The following is a 7,676-nucleotide window of genomic DNA, read 5'->3' as shown; positions in this document are numbered from 1 at the left end:
GCCGTCAAGTCAGGTTGCATACTTGTAAGACAGAGGGGGACTAAATTCCATCCTGGTGTAAATGTTGGTAAGGGTAGTGATGATACGCTGTATGCGAGGATAGACGGTATAGTAAGGTTTGAGTATAAAAGCAGAGACAAGACGCAGGTCAGCGTTTACGCAGTGGCATAGTAGAAATAAAATCCTCATAAACAAAGCCCTTTACCTGAGAGGTAAGGGGTTTTTTATTTAATGGGGGTAGATTTTTTAGTGTCTTTATGTTAAAGTTAATAAGAAATGCACACCCAGAAATTGATTGATGATTCAAAGAAATACATTATGAATACCTACAACCGATTCCCCATTGTGCTGATAAAGGGAAGGGGAATGAAGGTCTATGACTCCGATGGCAAGGAATATCTTGATTTTGTGGGAGGAATTGCGGTTGATAATCTCGGTCACTGTCATCCAAAGGTAGCGGTCGCTATCCAGAAACAGGCACAGAGACTCCTGCATGTATCAAACCTCTATTACACAGAACCCCAGATAAGACTCTCAAGACTACTCGTAGAGAATTCCTTTGCAGACCAGGTCTTTTTCTCAAATAGCGGTGCAGAGGCAAACGAGGCAGCAATTAAACTTGCAAGAAAATACTCCAGGGAACATTACGGTGAAGGAAGATTCGAGATAATAACAATGTATGGTTCATTTCACGGAAGGACACTTGCAACCCTTTCTGCTACAGGACAGGAGAGATTCCAGAAGGGATTCGAACCTCTTCTGCCAGGCTTTAAATATGTTCCATACAACGACATCGATGCGATCAAGGATGCAATTACAGATGATGTATGTGCCATAATGGTCGAGCCTATTCAGGGTGAAAGTGGCGTTAAAGTCCCATCTGAAGGCTATCTCAAGAAGTTAAAGGAGATATGTAGAGAAAAGGGCATACTTCTTATACTTGATGAGGTCCAAACAGGAATGGGCAGAACAGGAGCCCTCTTTGCCTACGAACAGGAAGATATGGAACCAGATATAATGACCCTTGCCAAGGGACTCGGCAATGGTCTTGCTATAGGTGCAACGCTCGCTCGAAAAGAGATGGCAAAGGTCTTTACACCGGGCTCGCATGCATCTACTTTTGGAGGAAATCCACTCGCATGTGCCGGGGCATCTATCGCACTCGAAGTAACAATAGAGGATGGGTTTATCCTCGATAACTGTAGAAGGATGGGGGAATACTTCAAGAAGGGACTAATGGAATTAAAGCAGGAGTATCACATAATCACAGATGTCAGGGGAAGGGGACTCCTTTTGGGAATGGAGCTCATCACAGAGGGTAGCAAGATTGTTAATGCATGTATGGGAAAGGGTGTGTTGATAAACTGTACAAACGGAAATGTCCTGAGGTTCATGCCTCCTCTCATAGTTACGGAGAAGGAAATAGATATAGTACTTAATGTGCTGGATGATGTATTTCATGCGGGAATTTATGTATGAGAAAAGACCTGCTTACCATCGGTGAAGTAAACACCGATGATATAGAAAAAATACTCGAGAAGGGGTTATGTTATAAAAAGGAAAAGGAGCAGGGTAAAACCTCCTGCCCTCTTATAGGGAAAAGTCTCGGCATGCTCTTTGAGAAGGCATCTACAAGGACAAGGGTCTCATTCGAGGTAGCGATGTATCAACTCGGTGGACAGGCAATATTCCTTACACCCTTAGAGACACAGCTTGGCAGAGGAGAAAGTATAGCAGATACCGCAAAGGTACTATCAAGGTATCTCGATGGTATGGTTGTGAGGACATTTTCACAGAAGACACTTGAAGAGTTTGCAGAGTGTTCATCCATCCCTGTAATAAATGGACTTACAGATATGCATCATCCCTGTCAGGGACTTTCAGACCTCTTCACCATAAAAGAAAAAAAAGGTGGATTCAGGGGTATAAGGTTAGCCTATCTTGGTGATGGAAACAATGTTGCACACTCTTTAATAGAAGGATCTTCCAAGGTAGGTATGGATATTGTACTGGCGTGTCCTAAAGGGTATGAACCTAACAAAGAGATCGTTGATAAGGCGATGAACGATGCAAAAAAGAATGGATGCAGGATAGAGGTGCTCAATGACCCCGTTGAGGCTGTAGAAGATGTGGATGTCCTTTATACAGATGTCTGGACGAGCATGGGGCAGGAATCTGAAAAAAAACAGAGGATAGATACCTTTAAAGATTACCAGATTAATCAGCAGATTGTCAACAGAGCAAAGAAGGATGTTATGGTAATGCACTGTCTGCCGGCATACAGAGGCAAGGAGATAACCGCTGAAGTGATCGATGGTCCAAACTCTGTTGTTTTTGAACAGGCAGAAAATCGTCTTTATGTTGAAAAGGCAATTCTGGATATATACCTCGGTTCCTCTTTGAAAGGCTGAAAATGCACAGCGAACACATTCCCTGCCCTCCACTTTCTATCATTCCATTAGGGGGCGTTGGTGAAATAGGGCTTAACTCCACCGTCATCGAGTATGGCAATGATATAATTCTTATAGATGTCGGCTTGATGTTTCCAGAAGAAGAGATGCTCGGTGTAGACATCGTTATCCCTGATTTCAGTTATTTAATAGAAAACAGGGAAAAATTCCGGGGCATCGTCCTTACACATGGTCATGAAGATCATATAGGTGCGCTTCCGCATCTTCTTTCCGAGTTAAATGTACCAGTATATGGTACACCTTTAACCCTTGGACTCGCAACAGAACGTCTTAAGGAGTACGGACTTCATAGCAAGGTAGAGCTTATACCTGTAAAACCAAGAGAAGTAATACAGTTAGGAGTATTCAGCATAGAGTTTGTGCGGGTTACTCACAGTATTGTTGATGGTGTAGGACTTGGAATAACAACACCAGTAGGATTAGTTGTGCATACAGGGGATTTCAAGCTCGATCCAACACCGGTTGATGGAGAGCTAATGGATTTCCATAGATTTGCTGAGTATGGTAATAGAGGAACACTTGTTATGCTTTCAGACAGCACCTATGCAGAGAAAGGTGGCTATACCTTTTCAGAAAAAGAAGTCCGCAGGGCATTTGAAGATATCTTTGTAAATGCAAAAAAAAGGATAATCGTTGCGACCTTTGCCTCCAATATACACCGCATCCAGCAGGTTATAGATGTCGCAACCATGTTTGGCAGAAAGGTTGTTCTGAGTGGTAAGAGCATGGTGGATAATGCCAGGATTGCTCTCGAACTTGGCTATTTAAAGATACCAGCAGATACATGGCTCAAAATGGATGACATAAAGAAACTCCCGGATGACAGCGTTGTCATCATTACAACTGGAAGTCAAGGAGAACCTATGTCTGTGCTTTCAAGGATGGCGGTTGACGAATATAAATCTGTAAAGATAAAAGAAGGTGATACAGTTATAATATCAGCAAAGATGATCCCTGGTAACGAGAGGTCTATAACAAGGGTCATAGACCACCTTTTTAAAAGAGGTGCAAATGTCATTTATGAGAAAGTCTCTGAAATACATGTTTCAGGACATGCAAGCAAAGAAGAGCTGAAGCTGATGCTGAATATGATAAGACCAAGATATTTCATCCCTGTGCATGGAGAATACAGACACCTCGTTTATCATGCAAGACTTGCAGAGAAAGTCGGGATTCCAAAGGAAAATATCTTCATACTCGAAGATGGTAGTGTGGTTGAGTTTTCTCATGGTGGGGCATGGAGGGCAGGAAAGGTAACTGCTGGAAGGGTATTCATTGATGGAAAGGGTGTCGGTGATGTTGGTGAGGTCGTGATAAGGGATCGTATGAGACTTGCACACGATGGTGTGGTTATTGTCATCATAGGTATAGAAAAGCTAACAGGTAAAGTTCTCTCAGGCCCTGATATTGTCTCAAGGGGATTCATCTTTGAAGACGCATCACAGGAGATACTCGCCGAAGTGAAGGAACTGGTAAATGATACTCTGCTTCCGATGGGGCAGGAGATAAGGTCAGACTGGTCTATAGTTCAGGCTACAGTGAGAAATATCCTGAGGAAATACATCTTAAAAAAGATGGACCGAAAACCGATGATACTACCGATAATAATAGAGATATAAAAACTACATGACTCCCTGACGTTTATTACTTGCAGGGGTAGTAATCCCCTTGACAAAAAATGATGGTAGGTGCTAAGATTTTTTAAAATGGGGCTGTAGCTCAGTTGGGAGAGCGCATGAATGGCATTCATGAGGTCAGGGGTTCGATCCCCCTCAGCTCCACCATTTTAGAGCTGAAGATTTCAGTGCTTTAGCCTTCAGCACTTTGGTAGATATGACGATAAAACTTCTTCTCATAGACGACAGTATTACCATACACAGGGTGGTTAAACAAATTTTAGGAGAAGACAGATTTACCGTAATATCAGTGGATAATAGCGAAGAAGGGGCCCGTTTGATAAGGACAGAAAAACCAGATATCATACTATGCGATGTTTCTATGGAAGGTATAGATGGTTATAAGATTTGTGAGATTGTAAGGTCAGACCATGAATTAAAAGATGTGCCTGTCATTTTACTTGCTGAGGTATTTGAACCACTCGACACAGAAAGGGTATCAGCAGTCAATGCAAGTGGACATATTATTAAACCTTTTGAACCAGAAGAATTAATAAACAAAATCGAATCATTCATCGGGTGCTACAAACAGGATTTAAAGGCTAAAACAGGAACAGCCGTCTACGATATAGAGGAAACAAAAGGTACAGAGGCTTTAGAGAATGCTGTTAGGAAGATTTTAGATGAAACCATGAAAGATACTATAGAGAAAACCATTAAAGAAATGCTTCAGACCTCTCTGCTTCCACTGCTCAAAGACTCCATTGACAAAGTATTATGGGAGGTTTTACCAGATACAGCAGAGATGCTCATTTCTAAAGAGATAGAACGGCTGAGGGCTGGCGAGTAGCAGGTGAAAGAACTCAGCAAATTTTATAATCCAAAAGATGTAGAGAAAAAGTGGTATGATTTCTGGCTTGAGAGGAATTATTTTCATGCAAGTACAGATAGTTCCCGTCCTCCTTATTGTATTGTAATCCCTCCACCAAACATAACAGGTTCCCTTCACATGGGACATGCCCTTAATACCATACTTCAGGATACACTTATCAGGTGGAAAAGAATGTCTGGATACAATACGCTCTGGCTTCCCGGTGTTGACCATGCAGGTATTGCTACGCAGAATGTTGTAGAAAGACAGCTTTCAGAAGAAGGGACAAATCGTCAATCGCTGGGAAGAGATAGGTTCATCGAGAGGATATGGAAGTGGAAGGAAGACTCGGGTAGAACGATTATCAATCAGTTAAAGGCTCTCGGTGCTTCATGTGACTGGGAGAGAGAGAGATTTACAATGGATGAAGGTCTCTCAAGGGCAGTAAAAGAGGTATTTGTAAGGCTTTACAGGGAGGGCCTTATTTATAAGGGTAATTACATTATAAACTGGTGTCCAAGATGTCGCACAGCCCTTTCAGATTTAGAGGTAGAGCATGAATCTACTAAAGGAAAACTCTATTTTATTAAGTATCCAGCCACAAAGGGTAAAGGTTCCATAACAGTAGCAACAACAAGACCTGAGACGATGCTTGGAGATACAGCGGTTGCAGTTCATCCCGATGACAACCGCTATAAGAAATATATCGGAAAGATACTAACTCTACCACTTGTCGGAAGAGAAATACCTGTGATAGCCGAGAGGGCTGTTGACCCTGATTTTGGAACAGGTGCCGTAAAGGTTACCCCTGCACATGACCCAGATGACTTTGAAATTGGATTGAGACACAGGCTTCCTCAGGTCACCGTTATCGGGAATGATGGTAGAATGACTCCAGAAGCAGGCAGAAGATATGCAGGGCTTGACCGCTATCAGTGTCGTCATGCTGTCATAGACGATCTTACAACAGGAGGATATTTAGTAAAATCCCAGGACTATATCCATGCTGTAGGACACTGTTATAGATGTAAGACAGTGGTGGAGCCATTGATTTCAGAACAGTGGTTTATTCGTATGAAACCACTATCTGAACCAGCTATAGAGGCAGTCAAGAGTGGCAAGATACGCATCATCCCCGCTCAGTGGGAAAACACATATTTTGATTGGATGAAGAACATAAAGGACTGGTGTATATCCCGACAGATATGGTGGGGACACAGAATACCTGCATGGTATTGTAAAGAAATGCGGAATGCTGAATGCGGAATGCAGAATGGAATTGTTGTGGCAATTGACATCCCAGAGGAATGCCCTTACTGTGGTTCCAGAGAATTGATTCAAGACGAGGATGTCCTTGACACCTGGTTTTCCTCATCTCTCTGGCCATTTTCTACACTTGGATGGCCAGATGAAACACCTGAACTGAAGACCTTTTACCCTACTGATGTTCTGGTGACCGGTTTTGACATCCTCTTCTTCTGGGTTGCAAGGATGATTATAATGGGTTTGAAATTCATGGGGGAAATACCATTTAAGGATGTTTATATCCATGCACTGATAAGGGATGCAGAAGGGCAGAAGATGAGCAAGTCTAAGGGTAATGTGATTGACCCAATTCAGATGATAAGTAAATACGGAACCGATGCCTTCCGTTTCACACTTGTTTCGCTTTCATCTCAGGGAAGAGATATAAGACTTTCAGAGGAAAGGATTGAAGGTTACAGGCATTTTGTAAACAAGCTCTGGAATGCAGCAAGATTTGTTTTGATGAACATAGATGCAGTCGGCAGTTTTGAGGCAGTCAACAGTCAAAAATTCTCAACTCCCAACTCTCAACTCTCAACTCTTAACTTACCAGATCGGTGGATATTGAGCAGACTGCAGAGGATAGTCGGCGAAGTAAACAGGTTCCTTGAGGAATATAGATTTAATGAGGCAGCCGGGACAGTATATCAGTTTGTATGGCATGAGTTCTGTGACTGGTATTTAGAGATGATAAAGGGGACCCTCCCCCAAATCCATCTTATCAGCGTATTTGATTCCATATTAAGACTGCTACATCCATTTATGCCTTTTGTCTCAGAGGAAATATGGCAGAAGCTACCCCACACATCCAGCCGTGAGTCCCCATGGGGTGCCCCAAGTATCACCATTGCCGAATTTCCCCGTCAGGATACATCACAGATAGATATAGACGCAGAGGCTAAAATGACAACAACAATAGAGGCTATATCAGCCATCAGAAATATAAGGGGTGAAATGAATATACCGCCATCTTCTTATATAAAGGCGTTTATAAATGTCAAGGATGAACAAGCCATCAATGTGCTCAATTCTAATCTCCATTATGTGCAGAGGCTTTCTAAAACAAAAGAGGTAAAGATTGGTAAAGGGATTATTAAACCAAAGATGGCTGCAACCACGATAACCCCATCTATGGAGATATTTGTTCCGTTAGAAGGGGTGCTTGACTTTTCTGCAGAGAGAAGGAGGCTTGAGAAGGAAATGGACAAGATTGATAAAGAGGTATCATTCTTATCAAGGAAACTGACAGACGAAGACTTTATAACAAAGGCACCGAAGGAGGTGGTAGAAAAAGACAGGAACAGATACCATGGTCTGCAGGAAAGATTAAATAGAATTGGTGAATCTCTTAGGAGATTGGATGAGATAGAAAGATAGATGTCAGGTAGGATGCCTGACCTATTTTTAGGTAAA

General features: G+C 42.3%; 6 protein-coding genes and 1 tRNA gene. All 7 read left to right on the top strand.

Translation table 11 applies throughout. The annotated features are described in order from the left end of the window. Positions 1–171, top strand: a 171-nt coding sequence (locus tag AB1488_04770) for a 50S ribosomal protein L27 (protein ID MEW6409408.1), incomplete at its 5' end; no start/stop codon positions are given. Positions 172–276: 105 nt separating this feature from the next. Then, entirely contained in the window at positions 277–1,479 is a 1,203-nt protein-coding gene (locus AB1488_04765) for an acetylornithine transaminase (protein ID MEW6409407.1), read from the top strand. Next, complete coding sequence (gene argF / locus AB1488_04760; protein MEW6409406.1) at positions 1,476–2,411, top strand: ornithine carbamoyltransferase; 936 nt, start codon at positions 1,476–1,478, stop codon at positions 2,409–2,411. Before AB1488_04765 ends, argF begins: the two co-directional genes overlap by 4 nt. A gap of 2 nt (positions 2,412–2,413) precedes the next feature. Further along, the gene (locus tag AB1488_04755; protein ID MEW6409405.1) at positions 2,414–4,090 is read left to right on the top strand and encodes a ribonuclease J; all 1,677 of its coding nucleotides are present in this window, start codon (positions 2,414–2,416) and stop codon (positions 4,088–4,090) included. Positions 4,091–4,179: 89 nt separating this feature from the next. Then, positions 4,180–4,255, top strand: a tRNA-Ala gene (locus tag AB1488_04750). A gap of 49 nt (positions 4,256–4,304) precedes the next feature. Further along, positions 4,305–4,937: a response regulator gene (locus AB1488_04745; protein ID MEW6409404.1), complete on the top strand. Its 633-nt coding sequence runs from the start codon at positions 4,305–4,307 to the stop codon at positions 4,935–4,937. Between the two features lie 3 nt (positions 4,938–4,940). Then, positions 4,941–7,640 carry a valine--tRNA ligase gene (locus AB1488_04740; GenBank protein MEW6409403.1) on the top strand — a complete coding sequence of 900 codons (2,700 nt, stop codon included), beginning with the start codon at positions 4,941–4,943 and terminating at the stop codon, positions 7,638–7,640. Positions 7,641–7,676: the final 36 nt, after the last annotated feature.

This window comes from Nitrospirota bacterium (assembly GCA_040756155.1).
Classification (GTDB): domain Bacteria; phylum Nitrospirota; class Thermodesulfovibrionia; order JACRGW01; family JBFLZU01; genus JBFLZU01.
Note: the sequence above shows the minus strand (reverse complement) of the source record. Positions and strands in the feature narration are given on the sequence as shown.